General features: G+C 55.3%; 17 protein-coding genes and 2 pseudogenes. 8 read left to right on the top strand and 11 right to left on the bottom strand.

All coding sequences use genetic code 11. From position 1 onward, the window contains the following. Positions 1–160: 160 nt before the first annotated feature. The 5 genes and pseudogenes from AC0L7S_RS17205 to hutI form a co-directional block, all read right to left on the bottom strand. Positions 161–709: a HutD/Ves family protein gene (locus AC0L7S_RS17205; protein WP_473472122.1), complete on the bottom strand. Its 549-nt coding sequence runs from the start codon at positions 707–709 to the stop codon at positions 161–163. A 39-nt stretch (positions 710–748) separates the two neighbouring features. Then, the gene (gene hutU / locus AC0L7S_RS17200) at positions 749–2,425 is read right to left on the bottom strand and encodes a urocanate hydratase (RefSeq protein ID WP_473472121.1); all 1,677 of its coding nucleotides are present in this window, start codon (positions 2,423–2,425) and stop codon (positions 749–751) included. A 26-nt stretch (positions 2,426–2,451) separates the two neighbouring features. Then, complete coding sequence (hutG, locus tag AC0L7S_RS17195) at positions 2,452–3,270, bottom strand: N-formylglutamate deformylase (protein ID WP_473472120.1); 819 nt, start codon at positions 3,268–3,270, stop codon at positions 2,452–2,454. Next, on the bottom strand, positions 3,267–4,811 hold the full coding sequence (hutH, locus tag AC0L7S_RS17190) for a histidine ammonia-lyase (protein ID WP_473472119.1): 1,545 nt from the start codon (positions 4,809–4,811) through the stop codon (positions 3,267–3,269). Before hutH ends, hutG begins: the two co-directional genes overlap by 4 nt. After that, a pseudogene (gene hutI, locus AC0L7S_RS17185) lies at positions 4,808–6,036 on the bottom strand (imidazolonepropionase). Before hutI ends, hutH begins: the two are co-directional and overlap by 4 nt. 99 nt (positions 6,037–6,135) lie before the next feature. On the opposite strand from hutI, the gene AC0L7S_RS17180 reads away from it, so the two are divergent. After that, on the top strand, positions 6,136–7,488 hold the full coding sequence (locus tag AC0L7S_RS17180) for a formimidoylglutamate deiminase (RefSeq protein WP_473472118.1): 1,353 nt from the start codon (positions 6,136–6,138) through the stop codon (positions 7,486–7,488). A 25-nt stretch (positions 7,489–7,513) separates the two neighbouring features. Continuing rightward, entirely contained in the window at positions 7,514–8,260 is a 747-nt protein-coding gene (gene hutC, locus AC0L7S_RS17175) for a histidine utilization repressor (protein ID WP_473472117.1), read from the top strand. A gap of 101 nt (positions 8,261–8,361) precedes the next feature. Here the strand turns inward: hutC and AC0L7S_RS17170 are convergent, their stop codons facing one another. After that, positions 8,362–8,703, bottom strand: coding sequence for a RidA family protein (locus AC0L7S_RS17170; protein WP_473472116.1), 342 nt, complete (start codon positions 8,701–8,703; stop codon positions 8,362–8,364). A 223-nt stretch (positions 8,704–8,926) separates the two neighbouring features. Between AC0L7S_RS17170 and aztA the strand changes: the two genes are divergently transcribed. The 4 genes from aztA (at position 8,927) to AC0L7S_RS17150 (ending at position 12,021) form a co-directional block, all read left to right on the top strand. Then, positions 8,927–9,700 (top strand): zinc ABC transporter ATP-binding protein AztA, encoded by a 774-nt coding sequence (aztA, locus tag AC0L7S_RS17165; protein WP_473472115.1) that lies wholly within the window; start codon positions 8,927–8,929, stop codon positions 9,698–9,700. A 5-nt stretch (positions 9,701–9,705) separates the two neighbouring features. Next, positions 9,706–10,572, top strand: coding sequence for a zinc ABC transporter permease AztB (gene aztB / locus AC0L7S_RS17160; RefSeq protein WP_473474345.1), 867 nt, complete (start codon positions 9,706–9,708; stop codon positions 10,570–10,572). A 23-nt stretch (positions 10,573–10,595) separates the two neighbouring features. Further along, positions 10,596–11,549: a zinc ABC transporter substrate-binding protein AztC gene (aztC, locus tag AC0L7S_RS17155; RefSeq protein WP_473472114.1), complete on the top strand. Its 954-nt coding sequence runs from the start codon at positions 10,596–10,598 to the stop codon at positions 11,547–11,549. Between the two features lie 133 nt (positions 11,550–11,682). Next, on the top strand, positions 11,683–12,021 hold the full coding sequence (locus AC0L7S_RS17150; protein WP_473472113.1) for a protein tyrosine phosphatase family protein: 339 nt from the start codon (positions 11,683–11,685) through the stop codon (positions 12,019–12,021). A gap of 24 nt (positions 12,022–12,045) precedes the next feature. On the opposite strand, the gene AC0L7S_RS17145 is transcribed toward AC0L7S_RS17150, so the two are convergent. Then, entirely contained in the window at positions 12,046–12,510 is a 465-nt protein-coding gene (locus AC0L7S_RS17145; RefSeq protein WP_473472112.1) for an Lrp/AsnC family transcriptional regulator, read from the bottom strand. 139 nt (positions 12,511–12,649) lie between these two features. On the opposite strand from AC0L7S_RS17145, the gene hppD reads away from it, so the two are divergent. After that, the gene (hppD, locus tag AC0L7S_RS17140) at positions 12,650–13,762 is read left to right on the top strand and encodes a 4-hydroxyphenylpyruvate dioxygenase (protein ID WP_473474344.1); all 1,113 of its coding nucleotides are present in this window, start codon (positions 12,650–12,652) and stop codon (positions 13,760–13,762) included. 35 nt (positions 13,763–13,797) lie between these two features. Here hppD and AC0L7S_RS17135 read toward each other — a convergent pair whose 3' ends face one another. The 3 genes and pseudogenes from AC0L7S_RS17135 to hmgA all read right to left on the bottom strand — a co-directional run bounded on the left by AC0L7S_RS17135 (position 13,798) and on the right by hmgA (position 17,018). Further along, positions 13,798–14,811, bottom strand: a complete 1,014-nt coding sequence (locus AC0L7S_RS17135) for a fumarylacetoacetate hydrolase family protein (RefSeq protein WP_473474343.1) — start codon at positions 14,809–14,811, stop codon at positions 13,798–13,800. Between the two features lie 156 nt (positions 14,812–14,967). Beyond that, positions 14,968–15,690, bottom strand: a pseudogene (locus tag AC0L7S_RS17130) (MBL fold metallo-hydrolase); the annotation flags it as partial. Positions 15,691–15,704: 14 nt separating this feature from the next. Continuing rightward, a complete protein-coding gene (gene hmgA, locus AC0L7S_RS17125) occupies positions 15,705–17,018 on the bottom strand; it encodes a homogentisate 1,2-dioxygenase (RefSeq protein WP_473472111.1) in 1,314 nt (437 codons plus the stop codon). 95 nt (positions 17,019–17,113) lie between these two features. On the opposite strand from hmgA, the gene AC0L7S_RS17120 reads away from it, so the two are divergent. Further along, positions 17,114–17,599: a MarR family winged helix-turn-helix transcriptional regulator gene (locus AC0L7S_RS17120; RefSeq protein WP_473472110.1), complete on the top strand. Its 486-nt coding sequence runs from the start codon at positions 17,114–17,116 to the stop codon at positions 17,597–17,599. Here AC0L7S_RS17120 and tdh read toward each other — a convergent pair. Further along, a complete protein-coding gene (gene tdh, locus AC0L7S_RS17115) occupies positions 17,573–18,607 on the bottom strand; it encodes an L-threonine 3-dehydrogenase (RefSeq protein WP_473472109.1) in 1,035 nt (344 codons plus the stop codon). The two genes, AC0L7S_RS17120 and tdh, sit on opposite strands and share 27 nt — an antisense overlap. Positions 18,608–18,614 lie beyond the last annotated feature (7 nt).

Raw genomic sequence — 18,614 nt, 5'->3', positions numbered from 1 at the left:
ACAGACAATAGCAGGCGTTGTCTTTCCGACAACCTCCGGACATGCCCTTTATGTGCATCTCGGATCAATCGAATGAGATGAATTCTGGCTTTTTCGTGATTATAGCGCCTGCGAATGCGCCCATTCAGGACGCGCTGTCCTGCGGCGCTATTTTTGCTCTCTAGCGCTTAACATCTTGAATTTGAATTATGAAAAACGTTGCAGTGCCGATTGGGTCGAGTTGTAGGGCCGTGTCGCGGCCATCAGCTATTAGCGTCTCATGAGGGCCGAGCATTACTTCTGTTTCATTTCGTATGAGAATTTGACCATTGAGGCAGAAAATCAACAGGCTTTTTGCCTTCATCTCAACCTCGGCAGGCTCCCAGAGTTTGACCCGCTCAACGGTATGCTCACACCGTCCGCGGCGTGTCATCACGTTGAGGTCTGTTATCGCCCCGGAAATCAGTGTCGCATCTGTGGGCGCGTCAGCGGGGAATGACAAAGGTTGCGACTCCATTGTCAGACCGATCGGAGTTTTTCCATCAATTTCGAGGATGAGACCCTCGCCGTGAAGCACTGATAATGTGCGGTCGATGCCATGAAAGGTCGAAAACGGTCCGTTTTCTTTGACCTGCGCCATGGAGATGCGCCAGTCAAAGTCGCCAATCGCCGCGCCTTGAGGAGCGACGGCAATCTCTGTCGTCACTCCTCCACCGTTCTTCCACGGCATCGTTTTATAGTCAGCGGTTCGTAGAACGTGCACTTATTTTCAACCCAGTATGCCCGGGAGATTGAGTTGATGCTCCTTGGCGCATTGAATAGCGATGTCGTATCCCGCATCTGCATGACGCATCACGCCGGTTGCCGGATCGTTCCAGAGAACGCGCTCGATGCGCCGGGCAGCGTCATTGCTGCCATCACAAACAATGACCATGCCTGAATGTTGGGAAAAGCCCATACCGACGCCGCCGCCGTGATGTAGCGAAACCCATGTCGCCCCGGAGGCGGTATTCAGCAACGCGTTAAGCAAAGGCCAATCGGAGACGGCATCGGAGCCGTCCTGCATCGCTTCTGTTTCACGATTTGGCGATGCAACCGACCCTGAATCGAGGTGATCGCGACCGATCACGACGGGCGCTTTCAGTTCGCCATTTGCCACCATTTCGTTGAAGGCAAGGCCGAGGCGATGGCGGTCGCCAAGACCGACCCAGCAAATACGCGCTGGCAGACCCTGAAAATGGATGCGCTTTTGCGCCATGTCGAGCCAGTTGTGCAGGTGATGATTGCCGGGCGTGAGTTCTTTCACCTTGGCATCCGTCTTGTAGATATCTTCCGGGTCGCCCGACAGGGCAGCCCACCGGAATGGCCCGATACCGCGGCAGAACAGCGGCCGGATATAGGCAGGAACGAAGCCCGGAAAATCGAAAGCGTTAGTGACCCCCTCCTCCAGCGCCATCTGACGGATATTGTTGCCGTAATCGACTGTGGGAATACCCATTTCGTGGAAGGCGAGCATTGCCTTGACCTGTACGGCCATAGATGCGCGTGCCGCCTTGTCGACGGATTTGGGATCGCGCTCACGCTTTTCTTCCCATTGCGAAACCGTCCAGCCTTGCGGCAGGTAGCCGTTGACAGGATCGTGCGCCGAAGTTTGGTCGGTCACCGCATCTGGCTTCACGCCACGCTTTACCAGTTCAGGGAAAACATCGGCGGCGTTGCCGAGCAGCGCAACAGAAATCGCCTTCTTTTCCTTGCAAGCCTTGTCGATGATTGCCAGCGCATCGTCGAGATCCTTGGCCTGCACATCTACATAACCGGTCTTGAGACGCATCTCGATGCGGCTTGCCTGACACTCGACTGCGAGACAGGCCGCGCCCGCCATCGTCGCTGCCAATGGCTGCGCACCACCCATGCCGCCGAGCCCAGCCGTCAGAATCCAGCGCCCGGACAGATCACCATTGTAATGCTGGCGACCAAGTTCCACGAAAGTCTCGTAGGTGCCCTGTACGATGCCCTGACTGCCGATATAGATCCATGATCCGGCCGTCATCTGGCCGTACATCATCAAGCCTTTCTTATCGAGCTCGTTGAAATGCTCCCAGTTTGCCCAATGCGGCACCAGATTGGAGTTTGCAATGAGAACGCGTGGTGCATCCTTGTGTGTGCGAAAGACACCAACCGGTTTGCCGGACTGAACCAGAAGCGTTTCATTGTCCTCAAGTGCACGCAACGCGTCCACGATGCGGTCAAAGCTGTTCCAGTCACGGGCGGCGCGCCCGATGCCGCCATAGACCACGAGTTCACCAGGCTTTTCTGCGACCATCGGGTCGAGATTGTTCATCAACATCCTGAGCGGCGCTTCAGTCAGCCAGCTTTTAGCCGAAAGCTCGGTGCCGTGTGCAGCGCGGATGACGCGAGCATTGTCAATGCGGGAATGGCTTGTCATTGATGACCTCCAATTGATTTCGATGTTTAGCCGCGCGCCCAGCGCAGTGCGGCTTCCAGAATGTTGGTGAGAGTAGCGCGCATTGGCGCGGTGAAATTCGGGTCGTATGGTGTTGGCCAGGTTTCCGGCGTGCTCTTGCCCTCTGGCTCGCGCATATAACCGCGACAGGACAGTTCCATTTGCAGTGCATGAACGCCGCTTGACGGTTGCCCGAAATGGCGGGTGATCCAGCCGCCCTTGAAACGTCCATTGACGACGAATGTCTCATTCGTCTTTGCCATGATTTCACGCACCAGCTCCTGCAAAGCCGGATCGGCGCTCTTGCCGTCATTGGTGCCGAGATTGAACACGGGCAATTCGTTGTCGAACAAACGCGGAAGAATTGAGCGAATGGAATGGCAATCGTAGAGGACAATCTTCCCATGCTGTTTGCGAAGGCGGTCGATCTCCTCCTGTAGCGCCGAATGATAGGGCGTGAAATAAGCGGCTCGCCGTTTGTCGATTTCCGCGACATCCGGCTCTTCACCTTCGCGGTACAGCGGATCGCCGTCGAATGTTTCCGTCGGACAAAGGCCAGTGGTCGTTTGGCCGGGGTAGAGCGATACGCCAGACGGGTCGCGATTGACATCTATCACCGTGCGCGAAATCGATGTGCGCACCACCGTTGCCCCAAGATCGGAAGCAAAGTCGTAGAGCTGTTCAATCCACCAGTCGGTATCGCGTCGTGCAAGCCACGGCGAAACCAGTCGATCTTCAAGGTCAGCCAATTCGGTGCCGGTGTGTGGAACGCTCACGAGTAGTGGCGCATCACCACGCGTAACACTCAACCACGGCAGAACACTCATGACGGAGTACCCGAGATTTGCGGCAGGCCAATCGCCTTTGCCGCATCAATGACCGCACCACTACGCACCATTGTAATGGCGCTCTCCATTTCAGGATGAAAATAGCGATCAGTATCGAGATGGGGCACTTCGGCGCGCACCAGCGCGCGCACAGCTTCAAGCGGTTTGCTCGATGCCAGCGGCTGATGGAAATCGCAACCTTGCGCTGCCGCCAGAAGTTCGATGCCGATTACGGCAGTGGCGTTTTCGATCATGCCGATCAAGCGCCTGGCCCCATGAGCCGCCATCGAGACGTGATCTTCCTGGTTGGCGGAAGTGGGTATGGAATCGACGCTGGCCGGATAAGCCTTTTGCTTGTTTTCCGAGACAAGAGCCGCTGCCGTCACCTGGGGGATCATGAAGCCGGAATTTAATCCCGGTTTCGGCGTAAGAAAGGCAGGCATGCCCGACAATGCCGGATCGACAAGCATGGCAATACGGCGTTCAGAGAGTGAACCGATCTCGCAAACTGCCAGCGCGATCATATCGGCGGCGAACGCGACCGGCTCGGCGTGGAAATTACCACCCGAAAGCGCGGTGTCGTCTTCCGCGAAGATCAACGGGTTGTCGGTAACACCGTTAGCTTCTGTTTCAAGCGTGTCGGCAGCCTTGCGCAACACATCGAGTGCAGCACCCATGACTTGCGGCTGACAGCGCAGGCAATAGGGGTCTTGCACCCTTTCATCTCCGACACGATGAGAGTCGCGAATGGCACTGCCAGCCATCAGGGAGCGCAGCGCTTCGGCTGTCTCGATCTGGCCGCGATGCTTTCTCAACTGATGGATGCGCTTGTCGAACGGAGCATCGGAGCCGCGTGCCGCATCCGTGGACAACGCGCCCGAGACAAGTGCCGATTGATAAAGCACTTCCGCATCAAACAAGGCTGCCAGAGCAAAGGCGGTCGAAAATTGGGTGCCGTTCAAAAATGCGAGGCCTTCTTTTGCGCCCAGGATCGCCGGTTCAAGGCCATGCGAGACGAAGGCAACCTTTGCCGGCACACGGCCGTGAGGTGTGAAACACTCACCAACGCCGATCATCGCCGCAGTCATATGCGACAATGGCGCAAGGTCGCCCGATGCACCGACCGACCCTTGTGCGGGAACAACCGGGATCACATCATTTGCCAACATGGATTGAAGCAGTTCAATTGTCTGCGGGCGCACACCTGAAGCACCTTGAGCAAGGCTGGCAAGTTTCAGTGCCATCATCAGGCGCGTGATTTCGACCGGCATCGGCTCGCCGACACCTGCGGCATGAGACAACACGATATTACGCTGAAGCGTTTCAAGGTCGGAAGCAGGAATGCGCACGCTGGCCAGTTTGCCAAAACCGGTATTGATGCCATAAACCGGCTCATCCTTGGCAAGAATGCGACCAACGGCATCGGCGCTCGCCTTGATTTTGGGCTTGCATCCGGGATCGAGAATTGGAACCGCACCGCGATATATAGCGCGCCAATCGGCAAGCGTTGCGTTGCCCGGTTTCAGTACAAGCTCAGTCATAATCCTCTCCAGATGCGTGCATGAAGCGGGTTGAAGCCCATGCGGTAGACAAGTTCTGCTGGGCTCTCAATGTCCCAAATTGCCAGATCGGCGGATTTACCGGCCTCCAGCGTGCCGATTTCAGCCGACATTCCAAGTGCCCGCGCGGCTTCGCGCGTAACGCCAGCGAGGCACTCATTCACCGTCATGCCAAAAAGCGTCGCGGCCATATTCATGGTCAATAGAAGCGAAGTTAGTGGCGACGTGCCTGGATTGCAGTCAGTGGCGACAGCCATCGCCACATGATGCTTGCGAAACAGGTCGATCGGCGGCTTTTTCGTCTCACGAATAAAGTAGAACGCACCGGGAAGAATGGTTGCCACGCTACCGGCTTTTGCCATCGCTGCGGCACCGGCTTCATCTGTATATTCAAGATGATCGACCGACAATGCACCATAACGCGCCGCCAATTCTGCGCCATGCAAATTGGAGAGTTGATCGGCGTGCAATTTGACCGGCAATCCAGCAGCACGCGCTGCATCAAAGACCCGCGCAATCTGCGCCGGGGAAAAGGCTATTCCCTCGCAAAACCCATCGACAGCGTCTGCCAAACCCTCATTGGCGATGGCTGGCAACATCTGGTTTGCAACGAGATCAATGTAGCTTTCCTTGTCGCCATCAGCCTCGACCGGCAATGCATGCGCACCAAGAAACGACGTTTGAACCGTGATTTGTCTTTCACTCGAAAGACGGCGCGCGGCACGCAACGATTTTTTCTCGTTCTCCAGATCGAGCCCATATCCGGACTTGATCTCGATCGTGGTTACACCTTCGGCGAGAAATGCATCAAGGCGAGGCAATGACTGAGCAACCAATTCGTTCTCGCTGGCAGCGCGCAGCGCCTTGACCGAAGAGACGATCCCGCCCCGGCCCTTGCAACTTCTTCATAGCTTGCGCCAGCCAGTCGCATTTCAAATTCGTTGGCCCGATTGCCAGCATGAACGAGATGAGTATGGCAGTCGATCAGACCGGGTGTGATCCAGCGGTTTTCGCAGTCGATAATCTCCGCACTGGCGGACGGCGAAGGCATATCCGCTTCCGGACCAGCATAGGTGATCCGATCACCCTGTGTGGCAACGGCTCCGTGCTCGACCACGCCGAGACCCGGAAGCGCCTCTGATAGTGTCGCCAGACGCGCGTTGCGCCAGATGCGGGTGCGTATCGGCAAATTCCTCTCCCCAGCCATGATCTTTCTCGTTTCAATTGCTTTCTTTTATGTATATACATATTGTAACGCGACGCAAGTGGCACAGTAAGAAGCTTTTAAAAAATCAAGAGGGACGCAATGGCAATTTTCGCGAAACAGGCTCTGCTTCCAACCGGCTGGCAAAACGACGTGCGCTTGACACTCACCGATGGCAGTTTCGACAAGATCGAAACCGATGTTGCGCCCATGTCGTCAGATGAGCAACACGCTATCGTCCTTCCCGGCATGCCTAACCTGCATAGTCATGCTTTCCAGCGCGGCATGGCCGGTCTTGCCGAGACACGCGGCCCCTCGCACGATAGCTTCTGGAGCTGGCGCGAGGTCATGTATCGCTTCGCCCTGTCAATGACCCCGGATCAGGTTGAAGCCGTTGCCGCCCAACTCTATGTCGAAATGCTGGAGGCGGGCTTTTCTCGAGTCGGCGAGTTTCACTATCTCCACCACGATCTCGACGGCCGTCCCTATGCGAATATCGGGGAAATGGGCGAGCGCATCGCTTCGGCAGCGTCGGATACCGGGATCGGTCTGACGCTCCTTCCCGTTTTTTACGCGCACTCAGGCTTTGGCGGCGCGCAGCCGACCAATGGACAGCGGAGATTCATAAATAATATTAATGCTTTCTCGGAGATAGTTGAGAAATCAAAAACAGCAGTTCACAAACTGGAAAATGGACTGGTTGGTGTCGCCCCGCACAGCCTGCGCGCGGTGACTCCCGATGAATTGAAGGAAGTCGCTGCGATTTCTCCCGCGACGCCGGTCCACATTCACGTCGCCGAGCAGATCAAAGAGGTCGATGACTGCGTGGCATGGTCGGGCGCGCGCCCTGTTGAGTGGCTGCTCGCAAATGCGGAACTGGACCAGCGCTGGTGCCTCATCCACGCCACGCATATGACGGACCGGGAGACGGTTATGATGGCGAAAACCGGTGCCATTGCCGGTCTTTGTCCCATAACCGAGGCCAATCTGGGCGATGGTACATTTACCGCGGATTTGTTTGTAGAAAATGGCGGTCGTTTCGGGATCGGCTCAGATTCCAATGTATTGATTGGCCTGCCTGATGAGCTACGCCAACTCGAATATTCGCAGCGCCTTGCCCGGCGCGCCCGCAACGTTCTCGCAACACCGGGCCAATCAAATGGCCGCACCTTGTTCGACCATGCGCTCGCTGGCGGTGCCAGCGCACTCGGCGCAGGCGCAGCGCAGCTTGCGGTCGGAGCGTCGGCCGACTTCATTTCCCTGGACGCCGGACACCCGTCACTCGTTGGCAAATCAGGAGATTCGGTCCTGGATGCCTGGATATTTGCCAATGGCACGAAAGTCGATTGTGTATGGGTGCACGGCAAAAAGCGGGTAAGTGGTGGCATTCATCTTCAAAGGAAGGCAATTGCTGAACGGTTCGCTAATGTAATGCAAAAGCTGTCCTCGAACTGACCCGAATGATAAAACATCGAGGTAAATGATGGCACAATCCGACGCGGAAGTTGTTGGCGGCGAGCCCACTTCACTTCACCAGCGCATCACCACGGATATCAGCGAACGGATACTATCCGGAGAATGGGAGCCGGGATATCGTATCCCGTTCGAGTATGAGCTGACAAAACAATATGCCTGTTCTCGTATGACGGTGAACAAGGCGCTGTCGCAACTTGCGAATGCGGGACTTATCGAGCGCCGGCGACGCTCGGGCAGCTTTGTACGCCGCCCGCAATCTCAAGCTGCAATTCTTGAGATTCATGATATCCGAATTGAGGTTGAAGCACTTGGCTTGCCATATCGCTACGAGCGTGTCTCACGCCTCGAAAGAAGTAGCAGCTCGAACGACAAGAAATTGATTGGATTAGACAAAACGGAGAAAATCCTTGCAGTGGATTGCATGCATTTCGCTGGCGCACGCCCGTTTTGCAAAGAAGATCGCCTCATCAACCTGGCTGCAGTGCCCGAAGCAGCTAATGAGACGTTTGCTGAAAGAGCACCCGGCCCTTGGCTGGTCGCTCGTGTGCCGTGGAATACTGCGGAGCATCGCATCCGCGCCACCGCAGCCGACAAGCCCACCGCTGCCACGCTCGACATCGAAATCGGCTCCCCCTGCCTTGTCGTTGAACGGCGAACGTGGAGTGCCGAACATCCGGTTACCCACGTTCGTTTCATCTATGCGGGAGACAACCATACGCTGGTTGCGCGGTTTGCACCCTCTCAAAGTTAGAGCGGATGATGGAGGTGGGCACCAGTACGGCATCCGCATTCCGCTCTAAACTATTGAAATCACGCGCTGTCTGGTAAAACCGCGACATCGCGTAAAAGTTGTCAGACAGCGGCGGTGATGATGATTTCAACTTTGAATTTGGGAGCCGCAAGCTTGGCTTCACCGGCAGCGCGTGCAGGCGTATTGCCCTGTGGCACCCACGCATCCCATGCGGCATTCATTTCGGCGAAGTCGCTCATGTCGGACATCCAGATGATCGCCTGAAGGATTTTGGTCTTGTCCGAGCCGATTTGAGCCAGCAGGTTATCAATCTTGGCAAGAATATCCACGGTCTGCGCGCCGACGCTATCGCCTTCACCAACCTGGCCAGCAAGATAGGCTGTATTGCCATGGACCACGATCTGGCTCATGCGCGGACCGACATCAATGCGACGAATGCTCATTCTTTGCTTCCTTCAATAATGGATTGCGCCTGTTCAGGCTTTGGAACCGCCTGTGTAGATAGTGCGTGGCGTGGGAGCAAGGCCTCCAGTCGCCAAACCCACGGATTCGAAGCACCAACCGTCCCTGCATGATTAAACAAAGTAGCTCTCGAAATCAGATTGACATATGTAATAACATTACGTATCGAGCAATACCTTCATCATGCGAATTTGTGGGCCACTAATGACCGGAAACAGCCTCGTCTTTCATGATCTGACGCTTGGATACAGCAGTCATCCGGCTGTGCATCATCTCGATGGCGTTGTGAAGAGGGGATCATTGACTGCGGTAGTCGGTGCCAATGGCTCAGGTAAATCGACACTGATGAAAGGAATTGTCGGTATTGTACGACCGATGGACGGAACGATTGGCAAAGCCGATGATGTCCGCATTGCCTATTTGCCCCAGCAATCAGAACTTGACCGCACCTTCCCTGCCCGCGTTGTCGATCTGGTTTCGCTTGGCCTGTGGCCGCGGCGCGGACTGCTCCGGCGCCATACCGACGATGACCGCTCAACTGTTCGGACTGCATTGCAGGCGGTTGGATTGACTGGATTCGAAAAACGTTCACTCGATACGTTATCGGGAGGGCAATTGCAGCGCGCGCTATTTGCCAGGGTTCTGGTGCAAAACGCAAACCTCATCCTGCTTGACGAGCCATTCAACGCGGTGGACGCAAGAACCGTGGGCGATCTGATTGCACTGATCAAGCGCTGGCATGGAGAAGACCGCACTGTCCTCGTGGTCGTCCATGATCTCGGCCTGGTTCGCGAGAATTTTCCTGAAACGCTTCTGCTCGCGCGCCAAAAGGTGGCATGGGGCGACACCAAGGAAACGCTGATGCCTGAAAACCTGGCGCGCGCGCGCCGCTTCCACGAAGCTTGGGAAGACGGCGCACCCTGGTGCGGAGCAGAAGGGCATGGCCACGATGATGAACCACGGGCTGTAGCATCGTGAATATCCTGTATGATTTCCTCATCGCACCCTTTTCGGACTATTCGTTCATGCAGCGCGCACTTGTCGGTTCGCTGTTGCTGTCGCTGGGTGCATGTCCGGTTGGTGTATTTCTCATGCTCAGGCGCATGAGCCTCACCGGTGATGCAATGGCCCACGCCATTTTGCCCGGTGCCGCAGCCGGGTTTCTTCTCTACGGCCTTGAAATAATACCCATGACAATCGGTGGCCTCATCGCCGGCATCATTGTCGCTGCGGGTGCTGGAGCCGTGTCCCGTTTCACGATCCAGCGCGAAGATGCATCGATGGCGGCATTTTATCTTATTTCACTGGCGCTCGGCGTTCTCATGGTTTCGATGCGGGGCTCCAGCATCGACCTGATGCACGTCCTGTTCGGTACGGTTCTTGCGCTCAATAATGAAGCACTAGCTGTGATCGGTGCGATTGTGTTGGTTACGCTGGCAAGTCTCACCATTTTCTGGCGCGCTTTGGTTGCCGAATGTCTCGACCCCCTGTTTTTCCGCTCGGTGAGCAAACTTGGCAGCCCGGTTCACTTCATCTTTCTGGGCCTTGTGGTCCTCAACCTCGTCGGCGGCTTTCAGGCGCTCGGCACCCTGCTTTCGGTCGGTTTGATGATGTTGCCTGCCGCCGCTGCCCGGTTCTGGACGACCCGTATTGAACCCATGTGCGTGCTGGCAATCACCATAGGCTTTGCTTCCTGCGTCGCGGGCTTGCTTTTGTCATTTCACGCTTCACTTCCTTCCGGACCGGCGATCATCCTTTCGGCCGGGATCGTGTATTTTGTGTCTGTCCTGTTTGGAACCAGAGGCGCACTTCGTTCGCGTCTTGTCCATCACCGTCACAGGGTCGCCTAACTCGAATATGGAGCTTTTCCACCATGCTGAACTACAGCCGGCTTGCTATTGTATTTTCTGTTATAACATTCATATCTGGCACGCCGTCATATGCACAAGCCGACCCGCTAAGGGTCGTTGCAAGCTTTTCAGTCATCGCTGATTTCGCCGCAAATGTCGGCGGCGACCGCGTTGAAATTTCGACACTTGTGGGACCAGACGGCGATGCTCATGTCTATGAACCCAAACCAGCCGATGCGGTCGCCATGTCCAAGGCCGACATCGTTCTTGTCAACGGCCTCCATTTTGAAGGTTTTCTCAAGCGTCTGGTCGACGCAAGCGCTACCCAAGCCAGTATCGTAAAACTCTCCAAGGGTGTAACGCCCATCGCATTCAAGCCTGAATTCGCACATGATGGCGAAGACCAGGCACAAGAAGACCACGATGGCGCACACGACGACCACCACTCAGCCGATCCGCACGCTTTCCAGTCTGTCGCTAACGCAAAAATATATGTGCGCAATATTGTCGACGCGTTCTGCATTGCGGATGCAGAAGGCTGCGATGAATACAAAACCAATGCCGCTGCTTACATTGAAAAGCTCAACGCGCTCGACGTCGACATTCGCCAAGCCATTGCGATGATCCCAGCGCAAAAACGCATGGTCATCACGTCACATGATGCATTTGGCTATTTCGAGCATGAGTACGGGCTGGCCTTTCGTGCACCACAAGGTTTCTCGACCGCATCCGAGCCATCTGCGGCCGATGTCGCCAAACTGATCGAACAAGTCCGGCATGAGAAGGCGGCTGCCATTTTCATCGAAAACATCACCAATCCGCGGCTGATCGAACAGATCGCCAGCGAAACCGGTGTGAAGATTGGAGGCACGCTCTATTCCGATGCCTTGTCGCCTCCCGACGGACCGGCCTCGACTTATATTGATATGATGCGCAACAACATATCGCAGATCAGTGTTGCAATAATGGGCCTGTAATCCAAACTGACTGAAACCACGGGCGGACGCATCCGCACTGCTATTCGAGAATGGGTGAGTTCACGATTGCCGATCAGGTCAGGGAATGGCAAGACTGCGTCAGATGCAAATACAAGCGATCACGAGGTCAATAATGGAAATCCGCCAGATCAGTGAAGACTATTCGGTGGCAGGCCAAATCTCGCCAGAAGAGGTTGCGGCTATCAAGGCCGCCGGCTTCAAGAGTGTCATCTGCAATCGACCAGACAATGAACAGCCAGGCCAACCCTCGCACGAAGCCATCAAAACGGAAGTGGAATCGGCCGGATTGGCGTTTCGGTATATTCCCGTCATCAGTGGCCAGATGACCGCTGACAATGTTGCGGATCAGGCAAAGGCACTTGACGAACTGGCTTCCCCGGTATTCGCTTACTGCCGCTCAGGTGCACGTTCCACCAATTTGTTCATCGCGGTCGAGCAGTCCAAGGGTTAATCAGATTTAGCCTATATTGCGAGGTCAGATCGGTAGCGCGCCAGTCTCCTTGAGTGTTTCAAGGACGATGGCCGTTTTGACATGCTGCACGGATTCGTGGGGCAACAGCACGCCGTTGACGAAATCCGACAGCGATTTCAGATCAGGCGTCACGACCTTCAGAATATAGTCCATCTCGCCAGTCAAGGCGTGCGCTTCCTGCACTTCGGGAAGCCGCGCCAGCAATTCGCCAAAACGCCGCGCATTGTCGCGATTGTGCGTGGCAAGCGTTACGGAAATGACGTTGACCAGCGAAAAGCCGAGCCTATCGCGGTCAAGTATGGCCCGGTAACCGCGAATAAACCCATTTTCTTCCAGCCGTTGACGGCGCCGCGAACATTGCGACGGTGAAAGATGAACACGTTCTGACAAATCATTGTTCGTCAGTCGCGCATCTTCCTGCAAAAGCGCTAATATCTTGCGATCAAATTGGTCTACTAGCTTATCCATCGCCGTTATCTAACTTTATGTGCATGAAACATGCATGATTTCACCATCGAAGGCTGTCGAATGCAAGCACCATGCAACACCGGTGCGCTACAATGGTAAAAATGGTCCACGAGGCCACATTGATGATGGAGAACAAGCCATGGGTCCCTTCCCGCACGATGCGCCGCCAGCGAAAATAAGCGAAGCTAACCCGGCTGGTACCGACGGCTTCGAATTTGTCGAATTTGCCCATTCCGAACCAGAAAAGCTTGCCGAGTTGTTCACACGAATGGGCTATGTGCCTGTCGCAAAGCATCGCACGAAAAACATCACCGTTTGGCGTCAGGGTGATATCAACTACATCGTCAACGCCGAGCCCGGCTCTCATGCGATGAAGTTCGTCGACGAGCACGGACCATGTGCAGCCTCGATGGCATGGCGTGTCGTCAACGCAAAACAGGCGTTCGAGCACGCGGTTGCAAAGGGTGCTGAACCCTATGAAGGAAACGACAAAGCCCTCGATGTTCCGGCCATTGTCGGGATCGGCGGCTCGCTCCTTTATTTCATTGAAACCTATGGCGCCAAGGGTTCGGCCTACGATGCCGAATTCGAGTGGCTTGGTGCGCGTGATCCGAAACCGACAGGCGTCGGCTTCTACTATCTCGATCACCTCACCCACAATGTCTATCGCGGCAATATGGACAAGTGGTGGGCATTTTACCGTGACTTGTTCGGCTTCAAGCAAATCCATTATTTCGACATCGACGGACGCATTACCGGCCTGGTCAGCCGCGCCATTACATCACCTTGCGGCAAAATCCGCATTCCGTTGAATGAATCGAAGGACGAAACCAGCCAGATTGTCGAATACCTCAACAAATACAATGGCGAAGGCATCCAGCACATCGCGGTTGGAACGGACGGGATTTATGACGCAACCGACAAGCTCGCCCATAACGGCCTGAAATTCATGCCCGGTCCGCCGCAGACATATTATGAAAAGAGTCATGCACGCGTGAACGGCCATGATGAGCCGATCGACCGAATGAAAAAGCATGGCATCCTCATTGACGGTGAAGGGGTGGTCGATGGCGGGATGACCAAGATCCTGTTGCAGATATTCTCCAGAACCGTCATCGGCCCGATTTTCTTTGAATTCATTCAAAGGAAGGGCGACGAAGGTTTTGGTGAAGGCAACTTCCGCGCGCTCTTTGAATCGATCGAAGAGGACCAGATTCGCCGCGGTGCCATCAACGTTGACGCTGCCGAATAGCGTTTCCTTCGAGCGGCTTGCAGATCAGGCCGCTTTCAACGTTCGTATGGTTCGACTTTCTGTTCGATTGCACCGAAGATCGACCGGCCAGCCGTGTCCTTCATTTCAATGCGCACCTGATCGCCAAAGCGCAGGAATGGCGTCTTTGGCGCACCGCTTTCTATGGTCTCGACCATGCGTAACTCGGCAATGCAGGAATAACCAGCGCCACCTTCGCTCACCGGCTTGCCGGGGCCACCATCCAGTTTGTTTGAAACCGTTCCTGAGCCGATAATGGTTCCCGCCGACAGGGGGCGCGTTTTGGCCGCGTGGGCGATCAGCGTCGGAAAATCGAACGTCATATCAACACCGGCATTGGCCCGGCCGAAGGACTTGCCATTCAGGTCTACCAGTAGTGGCAGGCAGACCTTGGCGCCATCCCATGCGTCTGCCAATTCGTCGGGCGTGACAGTGACCGGCGAGAAGGCAGATGACGGTTTTGATTGGAAGAACCCGAACCCCTTGCCCAACTCGTTTGGAATCAACCCGCGCAATGAAACGTCGTTGACCAGCATGATGAGGCGGATAGCGTCTCGCGCTTCATTCGTGCTTGCACCCATTGCCACATCGTCAACAATAACGGCAACTTCGGCCTCCATGTCGATGCCATAGCTCTCATCAGCCATACGGATGTTTTCGCGCGGCGCAATGAAGGTGTCCGAGCCACCTTGATATATCAGCGGATCACTCCAGAAACTGTCGGGCATTTCTGCCTTGCGCGCCTTGCGTACCAATTCGACGTGATTGACATAGGCCGAACCGTCCGCCCATTGATAGGCACGTGGCAATGGTGAATGCGCGTCATGCTCATGAAAGCGGCTCGACGGCACCGAGCCGCTCTCCAGCGATTCAGCCAGCGTAATCAGATGTGGCGCAATTCTCGCCCAGTCATCCAGTGCAGCCTGCAAAGTGCGCGCCAGGAAGGAGGCATCCGTACATCGGGTGAGATCGCGTGAAACCACAACCAGCTTCCCGTCACGTGAGCCATCCTTCAATGAGGCAAGTTTCATGCGGTTTCCTCTTCCTGCGCGAGATCCAGCGCCAATTGGCACGACAAGTCCGTCGCGTGCGATCGTCAAGGCACCTGACCACGATTTTCTCACCACCGCTACCCAGTCGGCTTCAGAGATTTTGAAGTCATCTGCGGGGATGAGATGATTGAGCACCAGCCGCTTGACTTGGGCAGCGGTGGCAATGCGCCCGGCATCATCCGCAAAGGTGTGGCTTGCAAGCAAATGCTCTTTCAACCGCGCACCATTGCCGGTTCTGGCGACAAGTCGCTCTATGCCCTGTTCCAGCATCGCTTCGTGAACAAGAATATCTGCTTCGGCAGCAAAATCTGCCAGTGGCGGAAAATATGCCGTGTCGGACGAGAACACGATGCTTTGTTTCTCATGCTCGAACCGCAGCGCGAAACAATCGACGACTGGCGGATGGTCAACGCGCAACGCAGATACCACAAGCCCCCCGCCCTGCATCACATGGCCCTCGCCAAACTCCTTCACATCGACCAGCGCACGGATATCGGGGCGTCCCTCATCGGCAATGCGTGTGTCGATGTCGTAAGCCATCGCTTCAACGAACTTTTCCCAATAATCCGCGGTTCCGGCAGGTCCGAATATTGCGACCCTTGTTGCCAATCCGGCTGTCCACGCCGTGTGAACAAGAGGACCAAGTTCAAGAAAATGATCGGAATGCAGATGCGTGATAAAAATGAGATCGAGTGTCTTGAGGTCAAGGCCACAATCAACCAGGCCGCGCGTTACCCCTAGCCCGCAGTCGATGACAATCTTGCGCCCACCAAATTCCAGCAGTGAAGAACTTGGCCAAGGGCCTCCGGGTCTGAGAGCCGGACCGCCTTTCGAGCCAAGCAGGACAAGCCGATCCATCGTTTGTTTGATACTCAAGACCAATCACCTTCAACTGTTCCGTTGAAACGCTTTTTCAGGTCCTTCCAGCAATCAATGTAGTCAGCTTGCAAGGTTGGCAATCCAGCACCATAGCGCGTCAACATTTGCGGAAACCGCGTCTCGAACATGAATGCCATCGTGTCATCCAGCTTTTGCGGCTTCAGCTCGGTATTTGATGCCTTTTCGAAACCAGGCGCATCCGGTCCATGTGCCAGCATCATATTGTGCAGGCTCATTCCACCCGGCGCGAAGCCCTCTTCCTTGGCATCATATTGCCCATGAACAAGCCCCATGAACTCGCTCATGATGTTGCGGTGATACCAGGGTGGACGGAACGTATTTTCCGCCACCAGCCATCGCGGAGGAAAGATAACGAAGTCGATATTGGCCGTACCATCTTCGCCGCTTGGCGCTGTAAGGACCGTGAAAATCGACGGATCAGGATGATCAAACAGAATTGCACCAACAGGAGAAAATGTAGCAAGATCATATTTGTACGGAGCATAGTTACCATGCCACGCAACCACATCGAGTGGCGACTGAGCAAGGTCGCAAACGTGGAAAGCGCCGCACCATTTGACGATCAGGCGGCATGGCGTTTCCTTGTCCTCAAACCATGCGCAGGGCGTCTTGAAGTCACGCGCATTGGCCAGGCAGTTGGCGCCGATGGGTCCGCGGTCCGGCATGGTGAATTTGGCGCCATAATTTTCGCAGACATAGCCTCGAACTTCGGCATCGATCAGTTCGACCTTGAATACCAGGCCGCGCGGAAGAAGCGCGATTTCACCCGGCGACAGTTCGATCACCCCCATTTCGGTGACGAAATTCAACCGGCCCACCTGCGGCACAATGAGAAGCTCACCGTCCGCATTAAAGAAGTGGTCGTCCACCATCGAGCGATTTGCAACATAGATATGTGCCGCCATGCCGGATTGACCAAGTGCATCGCCAGCCGTGGTGATCGAGCGCATCCCGGCAATGAAATCGGTGGGTTCATCGGGCATTGGCACCGGGTTCCACCGATATTGGCCAAGCGCCAACTCATGATCTCCAATGTTTGGCGCAGTCTTCCAATGCGGGAAATCCGCGCTCTTGAAACGCCCCGTATGCTTTACGCTGGGGCGAATTCGGTAAAGCCACGAACGTTCATTGGTGCCGCGCGGTGCAGTGAATGGCGAGCCGGAAAGCTGCTCGGCATATAGCCCGTATGCAGGCTTTTGCGGTGAGTTTCGCCCCTGAGGCAGTGCGCCTGGCAAGGTCTCCGTTTCGAAATCGTTGCCGAAGCCGGGCATATACTGAAAAGTCATGACGACCATCCCGATTGACCAAGATGGTTTCATTTGTAACCATCTATTTTGTAACTATCAACTGACGGATTGTATCCAATCCCGCTGAGGATCAGATGACTTCACAACGCCTTGAACTGGAAGCCTTCCTTCCATACCGCCTCTACCATCTGGCGGATCTCATGAGCCGTGAATTCAGCAAGGTTTACAAGGATCGCTTCGGACTGACGCGTCCGGAGTGGCGAACGCTCGCCGGTCTTGGCCAACATGGTGCAATGACCGCGACCACTCTTGGGCAGCAATCAGCCATGCACAAGACAATGGTATCGCGCGCTGTTGCCGAGCTTGAGCGGCGCAGATGGCTCACCCGAAAGCAAGATTTGGAGGATCGCCGCACCGAACACCTTGCGCTTACCAAGGCAGGACTTGCTGCCTACAGCGAGATGGTGCCTCTTGCCAAAGCATTCGAGACAAAATTGCTGGCGCGACTAAGTAGCTCTGACGTCGCGCAGATCATGGCTGGATTGACGGCATTGGAATCCGGCCTGAACGGCAGCACCGGTGACGCTACACCATCACCAATCCATGACAACCTTGCCTGAATCTCCGCTTTTCATGGCCTCAAAGCCCGAAATATAATCATCAATACCGATGCGATGCGTAATCAGGCCGGTGACATTGAGCGGCCCCTGCACAAGAGCGATCATCTTGTACCAGGTCTCGAACATCTCGCGGCCATAGATGCCCTTCAGATGCAGCATCTTGAAGATCACCTTGTTCCATTCGATTTCAAAACCCGTCGGCGCGATACCCAAAATGGCAATCTTGCCACCATTGTTCATGGTATCGATCATGTCGCGAAAGGCTGGCGCGGCGCCTGACATTTCAAGGCCGACATCGAAGCCTTCGGTAAGGCCAAGGCCGGGCATTACGTCACGCAATTTTTCTTTTGATGCGTCTACCACATGCTGAACACCGAGCTTTTTGGCCAATGCCAAACGTATCGGGTTGATATCCGTGATGACCACTTTGCGCGCCCCCACACACTGGGCAACCAAAGCTCCCATAATACCGATGGGTCCTGCTCCGGTTACCAGCACATCCTCTCCAACCAGATCGAATGACAGCGCCGTGTGAACCGCATTTCCGAGTGGGTCAAAGATCGCGGCGATCTCATCGGGCACATCATCGGGGATCGGCACGACATTATGTTGAGGGATTGCAAGAAACTCGGCGAAAGCACCCGGTCGATTGACGCCGACACCAAGTGTATTTCGGCAAAGATGCCCCCTGCCCGCCCTGCAATTGCGACAATGCCCACACACAATATGGCCTTCGCCGGACACACGCTGACCGATCTTGTACTCAGCAACAGCAGCACCGAAATCGGCGACCGTTCCAACAAATTCATGCCCCGTGACCATGGGCACTGGAACGGTCTTTTGCGCCCATTGATCCCAATTATAGATGTGAACGTCAGTGCCGCAGATCGCCGTCTTTTTCACTTTGATAAGGACGTCATTCGGGCCAATCTCCGGAACCGGAACCTGTTCCATCCAAATGCCCGGCTCTGCTTTAGTCTTGACCAGTGCCCGCATCATGTTGGACATATTATTG

Source organism: Mesorhizobium sp. G2-6-1 (genome assembly GCF_055809095.1).
Note: the sequence above shows the minus strand (reverse complement) of the source record. Positions and strands in the feature narration are given on the sequence as shown.